Source organism: Pseudoalteromonas sp. 68 DY56-GL68, from assembly GCF_041414825.1.
Classification (GTDB): Bacteria; Pseudomonadota; Gammaproteobacteria; order Enterobacterales; family Alteromonadaceae; genus Pseudoalteromonas.
In genome coordinates this window covers 129780-146788 of the sequence record NZ_JAOCZL010000020.1, presented here as the reverse complement: position 1 = coordinate 146788, position 17009 = coordinate 129780, and the positions used below count along the sequence as shown (strand labels likewise).

14 protein-coding genes are annotated in these 17009 nt (G+C 40.5%); 10 read left to right on the top strand and 4 right to left on the bottom strand.

Translation table 11 applies throughout. The features are described from left to right. The first annotated feature begins 235 nt into the window (after positions 1 to 235). From NYF15_RS12505 to NYF15_RS12490, 4 genes are read left to right on the top strand one after another with little or no spacing between them, the layout of a single operon-like run. Complete coding sequence (locus tag NYF15_RS12505) at positions 236 to 2254, top strand: TolC family outer membrane protein (protein ID WP_237118123.1); 2019 nt, start codon at positions 236 to 238, stop codon at positions 2252 to 2254. 31 nt (positions 2255 to 2285) lie between these two features. Continuing rightward, the gene (locus NYF15_RS12500) at positions 2286 to 4424 is read left to right on the top strand and encodes a type I secretion system permease/ATPase (protein ID WP_371353748.1); all 2139 of its coding nucleotides are present in this window, start codon (positions 2286 to 2288) and stop codon (positions 4422 to 4424) included. After that, entirely contained in the window at positions 4421 to 5842 is a 1422-nt protein-coding gene (locus tag NYF15_RS12495) for an HlyD family type I secretion periplasmic adaptor subunit (RefSeq protein ID WP_130150452.1), read from the top strand. The genes NYF15_RS12500 and NYF15_RS12495 overlap by 4 nt, the downstream gene beginning before the upstream one ends. A gap of 38 nt (positions 5843 to 5880) precedes the next feature. Next, complete coding sequence (locus tag NYF15_RS12490) at positions 5881 to 6468, top strand: response regulator transcription factor (RefSeq protein ID WP_130150451.1); 588 nt, start codon at positions 5881 to 5883, stop codon at positions 6466 to 6468. Here the strand turns inward: NYF15_RS12490 and NYF15_RS12485 are convergent. The 3 genes from NYF15_RS12485 to NYF15_RS12475 form a co-directional block, all read right to left on the bottom strand. Continuing rightward, positions 6465 to 8432 carry a LapD/MoxY N-terminal periplasmic domain-containing protein gene (locus NYF15_RS12485; protein ID WP_237118121.1) on the bottom strand — a complete coding sequence of 656 codons (1968 nt, stop codon included), beginning with the start codon at positions 8430 to 8432 and terminating at the stop codon, positions 6465 to 6467. The two genes, NYF15_RS12490 and NYF15_RS12485, sit on opposite strands and share 4 nt — an antisense overlap. Next, positions 8426 to 9133, bottom strand: a complete 708-nt coding sequence (locus NYF15_RS12480; RefSeq protein WP_371353747.1) for a transglutaminase-like cysteine peptidase — start codon at positions 9131 to 9133, stop codon at positions 8426 to 8428. Before NYF15_RS12480 ends, NYF15_RS12485 begins: the two co-directional genes overlap by 7 nt. 120 nt (positions 9134 to 9253) lie before the next feature. Continuing rightward, complete coding sequence (locus NYF15_RS12475) at positions 9254 to 9712, bottom strand: LPP20 family lipoprotein (protein WP_062569692.1); 459 nt, start codon at positions 9710 to 9712, stop codon at positions 9254 to 9256. Positions 9713 to 9823: 111 nt separating this feature from the next. Here NYF15_RS12475 and NYF15_RS12470 point away from each other — a divergent pair, with 111 nt between their 5' ends. Next, positions 9824 to 11014, top strand: coding sequence for a flagellar assembly protein FlgT (locus NYF15_RS12470; RefSeq protein ID WP_130150448.1), 1191 nt, complete (start codon positions 9824 to 9826; stop codon positions 11012 to 11014). On the opposite strand, the gene NYF15_RS12465 is transcribed toward NYF15_RS12470, so the two are convergent. Continuing rightward, complete coding sequence (locus NYF15_RS12465) at positions 10997 to 11896, bottom strand: LysR substrate-binding domain-containing protein (protein ID WP_371353746.1); 900 nt, start codon at positions 11894 to 11896, stop codon at positions 10997 to 10999. The genes NYF15_RS12470 and NYF15_RS12465 overlap by 18 nt on opposite strands. A 115-nt stretch (positions 11897 to 12011) precedes the next feature. Here NYF15_RS12465 and NYF15_RS12460 point away from each other — a divergent pair, with 115 nt between their 5' ends. The 5 genes from NYF15_RS12460 to NYF15_RS12440 all read left to right on the top strand — a co-directional run. Then, positions 12012 to 12740: a glutathione peroxidase gene (locus NYF15_RS12460; protein ID WP_371353745.1), complete on the top strand. Its 729-nt coding sequence runs from the start codon at positions 12012 to 12014 to the stop codon at positions 12738 to 12740. A 238-nt stretch (positions 12741 to 12978) separates the two neighbouring features. Then, positions 12979 to 14412: a sodium:proton antiporter NhaD gene (gene nhaD / locus NYF15_RS12455; protein WP_371353744.1), complete on the top strand. Its 1434-nt coding sequence runs from the start codon at positions 12979 to 12981 to the stop codon at positions 14410 to 14412. Between the two features lie 199 nt (positions 14413 to 14611). Then, positions 14612 to 15679, top strand: a complete 1068-nt coding sequence (locus tag NYF15_RS12450; RefSeq protein WP_371353743.1) for a zinc-binding dehydrogenase — start codon at positions 14612 to 14614, stop codon at positions 15677 to 15679. 230 nt (positions 15680 to 15909) lie between these two features. Further along, positions 15910 to 16467 carry a hypothetical protein gene (locus tag NYF15_RS12445; protein ID WP_371353742.1) on the top strand — a complete coding sequence of 186 codons (558 nt, stop codon included), beginning with the start codon at positions 15910 to 15912 and terminating at the stop codon, positions 16465 to 16467. Between the two features lie 52 nt (positions 16468 to 16519). After that, the coding region (locus NYF15_RS12440) for a hypothetical protein (protein ID WP_371353741.1) at positions 16520 to 17009 on the top strand (490 nt) is incomplete at its 3' end.

Below are 17009 nucleotides of genomic sequence, written 5' to 3'. Positions count from 1 at the left end.
TCCCCAACGTACCAGTAATACTTTTATATAAGTAAAGCCTAGTAAACAATCAGTACTTAGTTACTGGACTATGGTACAGGTCAGCCACTTATTTAATACTATTTAACCATTAAAACAGGGACATAAATTCAAAATAAAAGTTTAAATTTAAACAATAGTAGTAGTTGCAGTATTTCAAAATGTTAGCTAAACCTTAACTTAGCGTGAATAAAATTTAGTCAAAAAAGAGGATAATATGGCTATAAATAAACAGTTCACTAATAGAAAACTCACCAGTGCTATCGCTTTATTTTTTGTTGCAAACGGATGTATTTTAAATGCTCAAGCAGAGCAAACCTCATCTATGCCACTTAATTATGTCGCCGATAAAGCCATTGCAAGCAACCCAGAAGTCCAACAAGCATGGCATGCATTTAAAGCGTCGATGCATGGCATTGATGCAGCACGCTCAGGCTACTTACCAACGGTAGATGTATCTGCAAGTGCAGGATATGAAAAGCGAAATTATGGTATTGATGAGGAGTTTAATCGTAATACAGCTGAATTAACGCTAGGACAGATGCTTTATGATGGCTTTCGAACTTCGAACACGGTAAGACGCTTTGAACGCATTCAGCTAATTCGTTACTTTGAGCTCCTTACTCAAGCTGAGCAAACAGCACTTGAAGCTAGTGTCGCATACTTAGATGTACAAAAATTTACCGAACTGGTGCAACTTGCAGAAAACAACCTACAAGAACACCAATCGGTGTACCAACAAATTGAACAAAGTGTTGGGGCCGGTGTGGCACGTGCCGCTGACTTAGAACAAATTAGTGGTCGTTTATCACTTGCTCAATCAAATGTCATGACCGAATATGCAAACTTACATGATGTAAGCGCTCGCTATTTACGTATTGTTGGCGAATTGCCGACCAAAGGAGTTGTTAAAGCAAAACTCAGTGACGATGCTATCCCTATTTCTATCAATCAAGCACTGGATCTGGCTTATAAAAACAGCCCTAACTTTTATGCTTCTTTATATAATATAGAAGCGCAACAAGCTAACGCCGACTCACAACGCGCCGCTTTTCATCCTAATGTCGATTTATCAGCACGTTACGGTATGCAAGACCGAAACGAGCTGGGGTTAGATGAAACACAATCTGAAGCACGAGTGGGTATTGATATTAGCTATAATCTCTACAGTGGTGGTCGTGATAGTGCTAACTTAGATCAAGCGTACCAAGAGGTTAATGTTGCGAAATACCAACGTGATCAAACCTGTATCGAAATAAGACAAAATCTTCAAGTGGCTTACAACAATGTACTCGTGCTGCAAAGTAAAATCCCTTCTTTAGAAAACCATAAAAATTCTTCTAATAAGGTAAAATTTGCGTATAAAGATCAGTTTGATATTGGTCAGCGCACCTTACTTGATGTACTTGACGCAGAGAACGAATCATTTCAGTCAAATAGAGCCTATACAGCGGCACTTTACGACCGTCAAACTGCGATCTTAACCATGCTTGCAGAGATGGGTAAGTTACTAGAAACATTGAATGTAAAATCTGACAAGTTCCCATCAATAAGTGAACTTACCGATGATCCAATTGCGCATAATGCTGAGTATGTTTGCCCTAAATACGATGTTGCAGCAACATTGGGACGACAAGCGTTTTTGCAAGAAAAAAAGAAGCAAGATAACGCGTATATGAGTGTGACTGCGATGCCAAGTTATTTGAACATTCCTGCCACACCAGCACCACAGGCACCCATAACAACCTTTGCTGATGATGACAATGATGGTATTGCAAATGAGCAAGATGACTGCCCATCGACCCCAGCATTTACAGAAGTCGATGACAGAGGTTGCACAAAATACCGCAGTAATACCAGTAATGTCGAAATTGGTATTCCTTTTCTCGCTGACTCCAGTGTAGTGCGCCCTGAATATATGCAAGAAATCGCCAGATTAGCTGAGTTTTTGAAGGAGCACCCTACTAAGCATGTGGAAATTCAAGGGCATGCGTCATTAGAAGGCCCTGCCCTTTACAATCGCAAGCTATCAGAAAAGCGCGCTTTTTCAGTCGCAGAGCTACTTATCCAGCAATATGGTATTGCGCCTAATCGCGTCACATCTTTAGGCTATGGAATAGATCAGCCAAGAATTAACGAAATTTCCGTTCGCGCAAATGCAGCAAATCGTCGCATAGAAGCTGTCATTACGGAGGCTGGCAATCGCTCAGCTACAGCACAAAATGGTTGGTCTTAGGCTAAGCAGTAAATTAATGTATGGATAGTGTATGCAAGAAAATGACGCACTCAACCATGGTGGTAGCCTTGTAGACTGCCTTGAGATTTTATGCCGTTATCATGATCGCGAATTTTCCCGAGAAACGTTATTAAGCGGCTTGCCTCTGGAAAATGGTTTATTAAATCCCTCCGGATTTTCACGTGCAGCGAAACGGATAGGCTTTAAAACCAAAGTTGTTCATAAAGCACTTTGCGATCTCAATGTGGCTTTATTACCCGCTGTATTAATCTTACAGAACAATCAAGCATGTGTTATCACTAAGCTGAACCTGACAGATAATACCGCACAAGTAATATACCCAGAATTAAGTGATTCTGCCGTCACAATAAGCCTTGATGAATTGAATGAAACAAGTTCAGGTATGATCATTTATGCACAACCTGAATTTGCCTTCGATGCACGCTCACCGGTACTGCAAAAGCTATCAAAAGATGGCTGGTTTTGGGGAGTGATAAAAGAATGCCGAACCCTTTATAAAGATGTCATTGTCTCCGCTATCGCACTTGGCGTACTTTCTATTGCTATGCCACTGTTTGTGATGAACGTCTACGACCGTGTTGTACCAAATCATGCGACAGAAACACTGTGGGTGTTAGCAATCGGTGTGCTGCTGGCTCTGACCGCAGATTTCATACTAAGACTGGTGCGCAGTTATTTTGTCGAGCTTGCCGCAAGTAGAATTGATGTAAAAGTGTCGGCGGTAATCATGGAGCGAGTTTTGGGTATGAAACTAAAGAACCGCCCTACATCAGCCGGTTCCTTTGCGAGTAATATTCAGTCTTTCGAGGCCGTTCGCAGCTTTTTTAGCTCGATCACTTTAATTGCGCTCGTTGATCTTCCCTTCGTGCTTTTATTTCTTGTTGTTATTGCCATTATTGGGGTAGAGCTTAGCCTGCCAATTATCATCGGCGCAGTGCTTTTGCTGAGCTATGCATTAGCAGCACACAGAAAGCTTGAAAGCTTATCTGAGCAAACAATGAAAGCCAGTTCAATGCGAAATGCAGTCCTAGTAGAAAGTTTAACAAACATTGAAGATGTAAAAAGCTTTCACAGTGAATGTAAAACTCAATCTAATTGGGAAAAATCAACAATTTACATTGCTAGAGTTAATGCTCAAAGTCGCCTCATTTCATCTTCAATCAGCAATGCAGGCGCGTGGGTACAGCAGTGTGTCGGTGTGGTGATCATGATGATTGGTGTGCATCTCATTATAGAAGGCGACTTAACCCAAGGCGGGCTAATTGCAGCCTATTTATTGTCGTCTCGAACTATGGCACCCATTAGCCAATCAGCGGCGGTACTTGCCCAGTTCCATCATGCAGCAATTGCTATGCATTCATTAAATGAAATAATGGAAAAAGAAGTCGAACGCCCCCCTGGTAAACACTGGCTAAGCCACCCTGTATTACTCGGAGATATTGAGTTTAACGATGTACGATTCAAATACTCAGATGAAAGCAATGAAGCGTTATGCGGTGTAAGTTTCAAAATAAAGGCAGGTGAAAAAGTCGCTATTTTAGGGCGTAATGGCTCAGGAAAAAGCACTGTAGAAAAACTTATTTTAGGTCTTTATGAACCCAATTCTGGATCAATTTTAATTGATAACAATGATATTCACCAAATTGACCCTGCAGAGCTTCGTCATAATATTGGGTATGTTCCCCAAACAATTTCACTATTCTTTGGCACCTTAAAAGACAATATAACGCTAAGTGCATGGCATGCAAAAGACGAGCAAATTTTATCTGCGTGCCAGCAAAGCCAGTTATTTGAGTTAATTAATTCACACCCTGACGGATTTGATATGCAAGTAGGTGAACAGGGTCGCCTACTCTCTGGTGGTCAACGCCAAGCGGTTGGGATCGCCAGAGCCTTACTAAACAATCCACCGATTTTATTAATGGATGAGCCTACCTCAGCACTGGATCATAATAGTGAATCTAAGATCATTAATAACATAAAACGTAGCTGCCAAGAAAAGACTCTGATTGTTGTTACACATAGAACATCACTGCTAGAGCTTGTTGATCGGGTCATCGTATTAGATAACGGTAAAGTTGTAGCCGATGGACCTAAATCCCAAGTTTTATCTGCTTTGTCGACTCATACGGTTGGAAAAGTATCATGAGTAAAAAAGACTTACCAATTGAACAACGCTCATTCGAACGTTTGAATAAAGCGATGGATAAGCAAAAAGCAAAGCGTCCATCTATATTTTCATATTTGTTTTCTCGTTGGTTATCACCGCCGAATACTCAAGATTGGGTTGTTGACGCGCAATGGGAGAAAATGCAACAACAGCCAGCCAGTGCCAGAGTATTATTGTATTTAATTTGCTTAACTATCGTCGCCTTACTTGTTTGGTCAGCGTTTGCCCACTTAGATGAAGTTGCACGTGGTGAAGGCAGAGTGATCCCCTCTCATAAACTACAAGTTGTACAATCATACGACGGTGGCATGGTAGAGCAAATTTTTGTTCGAGAAGGACAAATCGTCAATGCGGGTGATGTATTGGTGAAGATAGATCCAACTCGTTTTATCTCTTCATTTAGAGAAAACCAAGCAAAAATTTTATCTCTAACAGCGAAAGTTGAGCGACTTAAAGCGCTCACTAAAAAAAAGCCACTTGAGTTTACTCCCGACTTAATCGAAAAAGCGCCGGATGCCGTTGCACACGAACAAGCCATGTTTGAGAGCAGTAATCAAGAGCTGACACAACAAGTTACAATCCATAAGCGCCAACTAGAGCAGCGTCGCCAAGACTATGCCGAAGCGAGAGCCGCACTGCAACAACACACTAACTCTCTCAGTTTAGCGAACAGAGAACTTTCTGTGACACGGCCATTACTTCGTTCAGGTGCCGTATCTGATATAGATATAATCCGTTTGGAGCGCCAAGTTGTAGAGCACACAGGTGAGATAAATCGAACAAAAGCAGCAATAAACCGAAGTTTATCGGCTATCAATGAAGCAAAAAATAAAGTGACTGAAGTAGAGCTTGCGATGATTAACCGTTGGAGTAATGAACTTTCAGAAGCACTCCTTCGCCTTGATGCCATTAAAGAAACAGAGTCAGGATTGGCAGATAAGGTTACGCAAACTGAGATCCGCTCCCCCGTCAATGGGACCGTTCAACGCTTATTAGTAAATACAGTTGGCGGCATTTTACAACCTGGTAGTGATGCTGTGGAAATTATTCCCTTAGATGACCAGCTCGTTGTTGAAGCGAAAATTTTACCAAAAGATATTGCGTTTTTGCAGCCAGGGCAAGAGGCTATGATCAAGTTCAGTGCTTATGACTTTGCTATTTATGGTGGCCTTGAAGCCCAGGTAACTCACATCAGTGCTGATACTATCACCGATGATAGAGATAACACTTTTTATTTAGTGCAATTGAAAACGAACCGAAACCACTTTGCCGACAATCTAACGATTATCCCTGGCATGACAACTCAGGTCGATATTATTACCGGAAAAAAAACCGTGCTTGAGTATTTATTTAAACCCATTTTAAGAGCAACCTCATTAGCCATGACCGAGAGGTAAACTATGAATGCCCTTCACGCCAGTGTAATGGAGTAACTATGCGCAGGAGTGTTTTTATTACACAAGATGAACTTGTCTCTCCACATTGGCAATCTGCATTTGCTGACTGTAGCGTACAAACATCAGTGCCTAAACGGCTAATGGCTGATAGCCTAATTTGGCTACTTGCAGAGACACCTGATTGGCTCAATCTTCTGTCGAAACTCACCGAGCAAAGAATTCCTGTGATAGTGATGACAACTGAGCTTAATATTTCTCAGCTATGTAAAGCATTAGAACACGGTGCTCGTGGCTATATAGAAGCATACGCCAGTAAAGCAATTATTGAGCAAGTTGCTGAAACAGTGAGTAAAGGAGGTATTTGGCTACCTGGGCAACTGTTATCAAACTTAGTTGGGGTGCTGTCTAATCAGCAAATTCACTACCAACACAATTGCGATTTAACATGCCTAACAAATCGAGAAAAACAGGTCGTTGATGAAGTTGTGACGGGGGCAACAAACAAACAGGTCGCACAAAAGTTGAATATCACAGAGCGCACCGTAAAAGAACATATGAGTTCTATTTTCAATAAGCTACATGTGCGAGACCGCATGCAGTTAATGTTAGCGGTTAAAGGCCATTAATCTTTCTTGCCTTCAACCGCAACAAGCCCATCGAAGCCTAGCCCCTTCAGTATAGTTTGATCACTTGGGTTTTTAACCCCTTCTGCTACCACTTTAATGCCTAAAGAGTGCGCAAGTGAACACACACCGCGAAGAAAACTTTGGTTATCTTCATTAAAGCTTATGTTATGACAATAAACACTGTCTATTTTTATTAACTCTAAACCAAGCTCTTGGATTTTATTTAATTTAGTAAACTCAGCCCCCACACGCTTAAGCGCGACTTTAGCGCCAATGCTATGAACTTGTGAACAAAAGCTTCTAAACAAGGCAAATTCTTTAATTGCGAAATTTGCTCGCACCTCAAAGCATATACGCTTAGCAAGTGCAGGATACGCAGATAACCCTGTTAAAATGGACGCCACCGCCATATCATCTTGTAAAGTTTCAGCTGAAACTTCCATTCCTAAAAGCGTATCCCCTTGAATCTGGCCATACTCGTTAATCATTAGTTTCATTAAACTCCAATCAAGGCGAGCTAATAAATGCAAACGCTGAGCCCATTGAAAGTAAAAGCCAAAGCGATATTTTTCGCCTTCAATTAATAAACTTAAAGAAATTTGTTGTTGTATTAAGCGCTCATCAAAAGTTGTTACGGGAAATAACGCGATTTCTAATTGGTTTTCTTTCAGCGCAAACTCTAATCTTTCTCGCCAAGTATCAATATCATTATGGTTGTCTTGCGTTTGTTGTTTTTCATCTACATAAGCACAGCAACCTGGTTTTGCAACGGCAACCTTCAAACACTGGTCGACTCGTTTTAAAAGTGTGGCACGGGTGTCATCAACTTCAATGTGTGTACAACTGTGTGATACCGCAAGCTCTACTGATTTATGATCTGCAACAAGTTGCTCATGGGACTTTAAAATCTGCTCACTCAAGGCTGTGAGATTACTCACATCGCTAAATAACACTAAAAAATCAACATGGGACATACGTGCAATTTGGCTTTGCCTAAAGCTGTCTTCATTCGACTCTAAAAAAGAAACTAATGACTCTGAAAAACGACGTAAAAAGTCCACCATTTCAACGCGACCAACTTGCTCTGTTAATGTATCCAAATTTATCACTCTGAATAAAAAGAGCCCCCCATGTCCTTGTGAGTTTTCTAAAAAGGTATCAAGAGTTGCATTAAAGTATTCTCGATTAGCAAGGCCTGTTAAGTCATCGTGTTGACTTTTAAAACGAATTTCTTCTAAGCGACGATTATCTTCTTTAGTAATGCGATTAAAACGTGTCGACAACAAATTCATTGATGACACAAGCTTAGCAAACTCATAGGTGCGCGGTACTTTTGACTTTATAAAGCGTTTTTCACTTAATGCCACCGCTTGTTTCATTACATCATTGAGTGGACTTAGAATTTTAGATAGAAAATAAGCCCCTGCAATACAAGCCGCCACTGCAACAACTAAAAAACTAAAGAATAAATGTACAGCACTTTTCCACAGAGCATCTTGCGTATACTGGCTATGGCTTTCAACATACAAAGTACCAAATTGTTGCCAGCCATCACTCACTTGAGCAACACCCGGCGCAACCTCTAACTTATAAAAGTGCCTAAACCAACTCGGTGCGTTTAAAGTAAGCTCCCCCGTATAAAGGCGTTTAATTATTGTTTTACCTTGTGGGTCTTGTAACTCAATTCGGTGGTAATAACCGGTATCAAATGAGGCGGATACTAAAAGCTCTATTTCAACAGGGTCTTTACTCATTTGACTCAACATCAAGGCGAGTGAGTTGGCATTATCTATATTTTTCATTCGCAACTCAGTCGTAAAGTACTCTTTTGCAGAATTAGTACTGATCAACAAACTACTCACAAAACCAATAATGATTAATAGCAAAATAGCAATCCATAGCTCTTGCTTTAAGGTAATGGTTTTATTTCGTTTGAGTCTAAATAGATTAAATACCTTCACCATCGCACTCCTTCTTTGCGTGATTGCTCTAATATATGACGCCACCGTGATAGCCTAGCAGTAGGATCGGCCACACTCTTTGTTGAATTATTGGCCCACAAGCCTTTGCTGTTAAAGCTAAAAACAGGACTAAGATCGGTCCGCTTAGCAGCAGGCAATACCTTTACAATTAAACTATCTAAAATAAGTGGTTGTGCATTCGGGTGTGTAAAGTAGCCAAGTACCATGTGCGCTTGTGTTTTTCGCGTACCAGGTAGTTGAGCTTTTACATAGATAAGCCGTAATTTATCGTCACTCACACCAAGTGCTCTGAGGCTTATATACTTGGCAATTGCGTAATCTTCACAATCACCTAATCCTTTACCAAGCGTTTCAAGAGGGGTCGCCCAATAGTCTTCTTGCTTCCATAATTGAATATCAGTTTGATAACGCAGACTACGGGCAAAAAACTCGTTAACAACAAGTACCTGTTGTTGTTCAGGTAAATTAGAAGCCTGCTGCAACATTCCTTGCCACTGCCTTGCAACAGTGACCCTATTGGCACCGAAACGCTGCTGCATCTGTTGAATAAAAGTGGTAAATTCAATAACTAAGCGATCAGCTATTGCAGAGTGACTTAAGCATAGAATAATGACAACGGTTAACCAGCAGGCATGACTGCGCCAAGTTTGATTAAAGGCAATCGCATATGCTCTAAACAGCATAGACAATTCCTAAAAGGAGAAAAGCTTGGTTAAAATGATATGTTAATGCCATTATGCTTTTGTTAAAACTAACAGTCTTAAAAGCATAGCACCCAAGCTGCAACTATGAGAATTTAGTACTTAATAATAAGTCACTTTTTTTACTTCACGCGGTTTGATTTCGCCAATATATAAGTCATGTACTCGTTTCATGTCGAGTTGCAACTCTGTGGCGTAAGTGTCGCCCACCGCATACGTTTTAATGACCTGAGCACCTTTGATAACACCCTGCACTTTGCTTTGTAGCTGATCGTTATGTGCAATGCTGTTTTGTACCGTCGTCCCTGCGGAAATCTTTTGCCCATAAACCTGTTCAGCTAACTCACGATATGCTTCAAGTTTTGAGGCTTTAATTGCAAGTAAAGTTCGTTGTGATTTGTTATCACTCGGTTGAGCACTAATGGGTGCATAACCAACGGCTTTTAAAATCGGGTAGTCATCAGGCTCGATATAAGTGTACTCTACGTGTTTATCAAAAATACTACTGCAACCACTTAGTGCAATACAGGCAGCTAGGCCACAAACTAACATTGCTCGCATAACTTGTTTCCGTTAAAAACTCATTTTCTACAAATATGCACGTTTAGTGCCAATCTGGTACATTACTTGCTCGGTACTTGGTATCAATGAACAGTGTCGCTAGGTATTTGCATGAAGTGTCTATTAAAAACGAGTTTATACAGCATGGGGCTGGCCTTTACTCTTGTTTTTTCTAACAATAGTTTAGCTCAATGGTTTGAATCTACAGGCCATGCAGTGATTAAAGATGGTGATACAAGTCAAGCCAAATCTGCCGCAATGAAAGATGCGATAACCCAAGCATTAGTGTTTTCAGGGGCGCGTGTTAGCTCTGTACAAACCTTAGTAGACGGAGTTTTGACGCAAGATCAGCTTAAAATTAGTAGCCATGGTGAGATCCAAAAAATAGAGCTTATTAGCGAAGATCGTCATAACGATACCTATGCAATTACACTTCGCTTAGATATTTTTCCAGAAGCTGAAGAATGCCCTGCAAATAAGTATGCTAAATTCATCGCAATAACACAAAGTCAGTTGGCTAACAGAGAGCAAGCGAGAATGGGCCAAATTTTTGACGTCAATAAAGCTATTAGTGAACAGCTTTATACTCGCTTAAGTAATACGCAAATGGCCGCAAAACCGACAGCATATTACAATGTGCCGTTGCGCGTGGATCATTTTTTCACCCAACAATATGACTACAGCGATGCATTACTCGAAGAGATAACCAGTCGTAGTAACTCACAATATGTATTACTCAGTCGTATCCGCGATTTATCGGTAAACCGTAAACTCAATAACGATTATGCATTTTGGCAAGATGATAGCTTTAAACGTGCTTATAAAGCCGATTATGTTTTATTTGATGGCACCACTTACGAAAAGCTATGGCAGAAAAGTTACCAAACTGAGGGAATTTGGCCATACAAAAAAACCGATATCATTGATGTGTATAGCGACCGCTTTTGGGAAACCGATTATGGTCAAGCCATCAGTGAGGTAAACCAAACCCTCACCTATGACTTACAAGCGGCTATGGCTTGTTTACCTACGCAAGGCAAAATTTTGCATATTGAGAATGGCAAATTAATAATCAACCTTGGTAAAGCGCATGGCTTACAGCAAGGGGAGTTATTAAATATTGCTCATCATAACTACATGACAGATGCGCAAGGTAATAAACTACCACATAAGATCACTACCCTTAATCAAGTGAAAATTACCCAACTCTATCAGCAGTCGGCTGTTGCCATGAGTATTGATGAGCAGCCATTACCCAACATTCAAATAAACGATATTGTTGAATTAGCTGGTGGCGAGTAAATGTTGCTGTAACCCTTTATGAGCATTTAGCCAAGCGGCTAATTGCTCTACTCCCGCAATATGTGGGTAGTGCTTACGGGTTGCAATAACAACTTGTCGTTGTTGATTAGGTGTTATTGCCAAATAATTAATTCCCTCTCGCGTCGTGCAAGCAAGTTTGGGAACAAATGTAATACCATCGTCCATCGCGACCAAAGCAAGTAGGGTTTCGATACTATTGCCCTTGTATTGGTTTGAAACTTCAACCCCTGCCGAAAAGCAAAATTGCTCAGCTTGTTCTTTAAAGCAATGCCCTTCGTTTAACATAAGTAAGTCACAATCACTTAGCTGAGTAAGTGCAACTTTCTCTTTGTTAGCTAATGCATGCTGCTCAGATACAGCTACTAAAAAGTCTTCTTTGTATAATGCTGATACATGGTAATTAGCGAGGTCAGGCACATCAGCGACAATTGCAATATCGATTTCTCCGTTATCAAGGGCGATAAGTGTTTGCGCGGTTTGCATTTCAATAAATGAAAAATGAGTGTCGTTAAAGGCTTGTTTCATTGACGTGAGCAAGGTTGGCAATAAGTAAGGTGCAATAGTGGGAATAATACCTACGTTTATTTTGCCTTTAAGGGGATCATGGGAGCTTGCAGCAATTTCCTTCAATACTTGGGTTTGCTCAAGGATTACGTTAATTTGTTCAAGTAACCGTTGACCTTGTACAGTCACTGTCACTTGTTTAGTGGAGCGATCAAAAATAGTTACCCCAAGTTCTTGTTCAAGCTTTTTAACTTGACCACTCAAAGTTGGTTGGCTCACATAACAGGCATCAGCTGCCTTTCGAAAGTGCTTAAACTGAGCCACCGCTTTTGCATATTCCAAATCTTTTAAGTTCATAGTACTCACCAACCATCAATAGCTTTTAACTATCATAGTAATAAAAACAAACGATTGGAACTATTATCTATATAACCTCATAATAACACCCAACTAATCAAGAGGAATTAAAACTATGTTAAACAATATTGAAGGTCAAAAAGTCCCTAACGTTACATTCGCAACACGCATTGATGAGCAATGGCAATCACTGACCAGTGATGATATTTTCAAAGGTAAAACTGTTGTACTGTTTGCATTACCTGGCGCATTTACACCAACTTGTTCATCAACACACTTACCACGCTATAACGAACTTGCGCCGGTATTTAAGCAAAATGGTGTCGATGACATCGTTTGTATTTCGGTTAACGATACTTTTGTTATGAACGCATGGGCACAAAATCAAGAAGCGCAAAATATCACGCTACTACCCGATGGTAACGGCGAATTCACCGATGGTATGGGCATGCTAGTCGATAAAAATGATTTAGGCTTTGGTAAACGTAGCTGGCGTTATTCTATGCTAGTAAAAGACGGCGTTATCGAAAAAATGTTTATTGAGCCACAAAAGCCAGGTGACCCATTTGAAGTCTCTGATGCTGATACCATGCTTGAGTACATTAACCCAGCGCAGGTAAAACCAAAACCTGTTAGTCTTTTTACCAAGCCTAACTGCCCATATTGCACAAAGGCAAAAACATTGTTAGAAAGTAAAGGCTATGTGTATGAAGAAATTATTTTAGGAAGAGACGCTTCACTTACCAGCTTAAAAGCAATGTCTGGCCGCGAAACGGTACCACAAGTATTTATCGGTGGAGAGCACATTGGTGACTCTGATGATTTAGAGAAACACTTCGCATAAGCAAACTGACACTAAGAGGGCTAACATATGGCTCTCTTAGTGCTTACACTCCCCCCACAAATCACCTTAAAACGCCTTTAGCACCAAGCATATTCAACATTACTCCCATTTATATTCAATATACCTACATTTTTATTACTTGTTTATTACATAAATTCCAGAATAAATCTAAAATAGCCACCAGCTACATTCACAGTCTTTGTGATGAAATTAAAAATGAACTAAATGGAACATATAAATGAATAAACTAATGCTAGGATTTCTACTTTCCTTAGTGGGGTTTAGCGGTTATGCACAAGCTGAATCAGTCGGTGCCATTGACCTACTTACCCACCCTGTCGGCATCATCTGTGTCGTTATTTTTATCTTTGCCTATGTATTAGTTATTCTTGAAGAAAAAATCCATTTACGTAAATCAAAACCCGTGCTTGTCGCGGCAGGTGTTATTTGGACACTCATTGCCTGGCAGTACAGCGCGCAAAATATGTCTGAGTTAAGTACCGATGCATTTCGTCATGCTTTACTCGAATTCTCTGAGTTAATGCTATTTTTATTAGTCGCGATGACTTATATCAATGCACTTGAAGAGCGAAGATTATTCGATAGCCTGCGTAGTTGGCTGGTAGTACGAGGTTTTAGCTATAAACAACTATTTTGGATAAGTGGCGTTTTGGCCTTTTGTATCTCTCCTGTGGCAGATAACTTAACAACCGCTTTGCTTTTATGTGCCGTGGTTATGAAGGTAGCCGCCGACGATAATCGCTTTATTGCTATGTCGTGTATTAATATCGTGATTGCTGCTAATGCTGGCGGTGCGTTTAGTCCCTTCGGCGATATTACCACTTTGATGGTTTGGCAGGCTGATGTCATAGAATTCACCGGATTTTTTGTATTATTTTTACCGGCATTAGTCAGCTATATTATTCCCGCGTTTGTCATGTCTTTTTTCATTAATAATAAACACCCTAAAACAGTAGATGATGAGGTTGAACTTAAGCGCGGTGCTATCCGCATTTTATGCTTATTTTTACTGACTATTTTAACTGCTGTCGTCCTAAAAACAGCCTTTGGCTTGCCGCCTGTTGTAGGTATGATGATGGGCCTTGGTTACTTACAATTTTTTGGCTATTTTCTTCGTGTTACTCTACCAGGCTCCCTTGCCAGAAAGCGTGCCATGGCTGAACGAGAAGGCGACAAAGAACGCCTCAGTCGCTTAGGTAATGTGGTTCCTTTTGATGTATTTAGTCGCGTATCTCGTGCCGAGTGGGATACCTTATTATTCTTCTATGGCATCGTTATCTGTGTAGGCGGTTTAGGCTTTATAGGTTATTTAGCGCTCTTGTCTGACCTACTTTACACAAACTGGTCTGCAACAGGGGCAAATATCATCTTAGGGTTAATGTCTGCTGTTGTTGATAATATTCCTGTCATGTTTGCTGTGCTGCAAATGATGCCAGACATGTCTCATGGGCAATGGCTTTTAATAACCCTCACAGCAGGCATTGGCGGTAGTTTATTGTCTATTGGCTCTGCTGCGGGTGTTGCATTAATGGGCCAAGCAAGAGGTATTTACACCTTTAACAGTCATTTAAAATGGTCTCCGGTAATATTACTTGGCTACTTTGCTGGGGTTTTCACCCATTTATATTTAAACACGTCTTACTTTAACTAAGTTAACCAAGCCCTAAGCTATATGCCTAGGGCTTGTCTTAAAAACGAATAACAGCCGCGCTTACAGGTTTATCCGCCTATACATTCCCATGTCGTAATTTGTCATGTTTTTGTCGCAAAAAGTAAAGATATCCTCAGGCTATTTCCCTTAATGTAGATCCTAAAGAGAAGACCCCTTCCCCGCCTAATTGAGGATACACATGATGAACAAAATGAATTCTGTTGCTATGCAAAATGGTCAACTACATGTAAAACAAATTGATATTCCAACACCAAGTGCAGGTCAAGTGCTCGTAAAGAGCTTGGCTTGCGGTATTTGTGGTTCTGATATTCATATTACTCGACACACAGCAGATGTATTCGATATCTATAAGAACCTAGGTACTATGGAACAGGAAGCAAGTAATGAGCAGGAAGTTTTACTCGGCCATGAATATGCCGCAGAAATTGTGAGCTACGGGCCAGAAACAAAAAAAGAGCTGGCCATAGGCACTCGCGTTACATCAGTCCCTATTTTACTCTCGGCTGGTGGTGCTGGGGTTGGCGTCACACCCGGTTTATACGGCGCTTATTCTGAGTACTTCATTGTTGATGAAGCCCTACTACTGCCTATTCCAGATGCTGTTCCTTCAGAAGCGGCAGCAATTACAGAGCCACTCGCTGTTGGCCTACATGCTGTAAATCGTGCGCAGATAAATACTGACGACGCTGCCATCGTCGTAGGCTGTGGTCCGATTGGCCTTGCCGCTATCGCCGCGCTAAAACTACAAGGCGTTAAGCATATTATTGCTTCTGATCCGCAAGAGAGCAAAAAACAAATTGCCCTTGAATTTGGCGCCACAGAATATGTTAACCCAATGGCTGATGATGAAGTAGCTAGAGCCACAGCACTTGCAGGTAGCAATAAAGTGGTTATTTTTGAATGCGCAGGTGTAAGCCGTTTATTAAACGACTACATTTTACGTGCTCCCGCAAAAGCAAAAATTGTTGTTACTGGCGTTCATACCGCCCCACTTAACGTTAACTTTGCCTACGCAACAGTAAAAGAGCTCGACCTTATTTTCTCTTATTACTATCAACCAGAAGAATTTGCAGAATCACTTGAGAACATCGCTTCAGGTAAAATTGCATGGCAAAAAATGCGCACAGGAAAAGTGGGTATCGACGGCGTACAAGGGGCGTTTGATACCTTGTTCAAACCCAATGATCATATCAAAATCATCATTGAACCATGGCGTGCTGGTGCATTAGAAAGAGTAACAAACTAAGCCGCTTACTTTAAAAGCTATTCAAGCTGTTGATACTGCTTGAATAGCTTAAAGCCATACAACCATCAGGTTTCTCACTAAATATAACGACAAACTAAGCAAGTTGCCTACATTCAGTTTTATCATCCTTTACCGAGATGCTACACGGTGTTTTTTGGTTTGTTTTTAACCAAGCTCGGTGTTACCCTAATCGAAACGGACTTTAACTTATTGATAAATGGAATTATCGCATGACTCTCCAATTAGCAGACTATGAAATTAGTAAAGTCCCCTTGTATGCTCACTTTTTTAAAACCCTAACAATCGGGTTCATGATCTCGTTTTTATCTTCCTGTACAGAGGTAAAAAAAAGAGAGCCTGCAATTTACCTGATACCAGAAGAATACGTAGGGTCTTTATATATTGTATTCAACGCACCAAATGGTAAACCTCCCAAATACGAGGGTAACTCAAGGGTGTATCATATTCCCCCATCAGGTGTGCTTGTAACACAAATGGATGCCAATGAAGGTTGGAGTGAAAGCAGTGAAATTAAGTACTTCTCTGTAAGTAAGTCCGGCAAGCGAACTCCTATGTATGAATCGTCAGAAAATACACCAAAAACTGAACGAACCGTTTATGTCGGTGGCTTAGGGCATTCAGGTCCAATATACGGCTGTACAGTCATAAATAAAAACTTTACGGTTGGTACAGATGCTGAGCAAAGAAATACCAAAAAGTTACTCACGATTTTTGAAGCGATCAAAGTTAAAAATATTGATAAAAAACTATTTGAAGGTATGTGTTGAGGCTTGCTCATTGTAATTTCTATGGAGCTCTACAACTTCAAAAGGTAACTCTATGAAGTTTCTCAAAATATCGCTTATAGGTTTAATAGTTGCGTTACTGTCAGCCTGTACAGAAGTAAAAGAAAGTGAGCCTGAAATTATTCTCATACCTGATGGGTTTTCTGGGAGATTACACGTAATATTTAATGCCCCTAATGGTAAGCCGCCACAATACGAAGGTGATTCTCGGGTATACGATATTCCTCCATCAGGTGTACTTGTGACACAGGTGGATGCGAATGCAGGCTGGATAGAAAGTGATAAAATTAAGTTTTTCTCAGTGAGCAGGACAGGTACTAGAACACCGATTATTGAAGCTTCAGAAAATACCCCAGAGTCAGTAAGAGCCATATATTTTGGAAGTATAGGTCAAGCTGGTCCTGTGTATGGTTGCACAATAATTACTCAAGAATATATTGTTGGAACGAAATCACAGAGAACTGACTTAAAAAAGTTACTCACGATTTTTGAAGCGATCAAAGTTAAAAATATTGATAAAAAAC